Raw genomic sequence first — 1511 nt, 5'->3', positions numbered from 1 at the left:
CTTCTTGAGTAATAACTGCTAACTACTATATAGACGAAACAAACATTCGTATATACACCCAAAATCGGATAGATAAGCGAAGGTTTGTTTCGTTTTATTTATTTTCAAATATATTGTTTTTTTTCTTACAAGTCATAAGAAAGACTTTTCGTTTGTTGCAAATTTATCGTGAAAAAATGAAGTTATGTTTTCTACAATCTCGCGTGAGGGGGAGAAGCTAGCTACCGAAGTAGCGCGTATCACCCGACAGCACTATAGAAAGGGGCTTTGTAACTGCAAACAACTTTTAGCCCCTTTTTATAGTGTTGGCATGCCCAAATCCTTCTTTTTGTAGGTGTAATAATTTCGTTTTTGAGAGAATGAAAAAAATATATAATTCCATTTTTACATTCCAAATTTAAAAAGTAATTTTGCGCCCATGCAACACAACGTACTTATTTTAGATTTCGGATCGCAATACACTCAACTGATTGCGCGTAGAGTTCGCGAATTAAATATATTCTGCGAAATTTTTCCTTACAATCATTTTCCAGATGATTTGTCCAGTTATAAAGCCGTAATTCTAGGAGGTAGCCCTTTCTCTGTTCGCGGAGAAGATGCGCCACACCCAGATTTGTCGCAAATACGAGGCAAATTGCCAATGCTTGCCGTATGCTACGGAGCGCAATATTTAGCTCACTTTTCAGGTGGCGAAGTTGCAGCTTCAAACACAAGGGAGTATGGTAGAGCAAATTTATCTTTTATTAAAGAAGACGAAGTTTTCTTTGATGGGATTTCGCCAAACAGTCAAGTTTGGATGAGTCATAGTGATAGTATCAAGGCGTTGCCTACCAATGGTGTGAAACTAGCAAGTACTCACGATGTGGAGTTTGCGGCTTACAAAATTGAGGGAGAAACGACTTATGCGATTCAGTACCACCCAGAGGTTTTTCACTCTACTGAAGGTGGGAAAATGTTGGAGAACTTTTTGGTAAAAATTGCCGAAGTACCTCAAAACTTTACTCCAAATGCTTTTGTTGAGGAGATGGTAGCAGAATTGAAAGAAAAAGTAGGAAACGATAAAGTAGTATTAGGACTTTCGGGTGGAGTAGATTCTACTGTTGCGGCAGTTTTATTGCACCAAGCAATTGGAAAAAACTTGTACTGTATTTTTGTAAATAACGGTTTGCTTCGTAAAAACGAATTTCAAAGCGTACTGGATCAATACGAAGGTATGGGATTGAACGTAAAAGGGGTGGATGCTTCTCAACGTTTTTATGATGCACTAGCGGGAGTAACTGATCCTGAATTAAAAAGAAAAGCGATCGGAAATGCTTTTATCGAAGTTTTTGACGCAGAGTCTCACCTTATTGAAGATGTAACCTGGTTAGCCCAAGGAACTATATATCCTGATGTTATCGAGTCGGTTTCTGTAAAAGGACCTTCAGCTACGATTAAATCACATCATAATGTGGGTGGTCTACCTGATTATATGAAATTGAAAATTGTAGAACCTTTGCGCATGCTTTTTA

1 protein-coding gene is annotated in these 1511 nt (G+C 37.9%); it reads left to right on the top strand.

The annotated features are described in order from the left end of the window. Positions 1–418: 418 nt before the first annotated feature. Positions 419–1511, top strand: a 1093-nt coding sequence (gene guaA / locus WBQ70_RS02180; protein ID WP_423909942.1) for a glutamine-hydrolyzing GMP synthase, incomplete at its 3' end; no start/stop codon positions are given.

The organism is Flavobacterium sp. (assembly GCF_049590715.1).
Taxonomy (GTDB): domain Bacteria; phylum Bacteroidota; class Bacteroidia; order Flavobacteriales; family Flavobacteriaceae; genus Flavobacterium.
The sequence above is the reverse complement of the archived record's forward strand: the minus strand, read 5'-3'. Positions and strand labels throughout refer to the sequence as shown.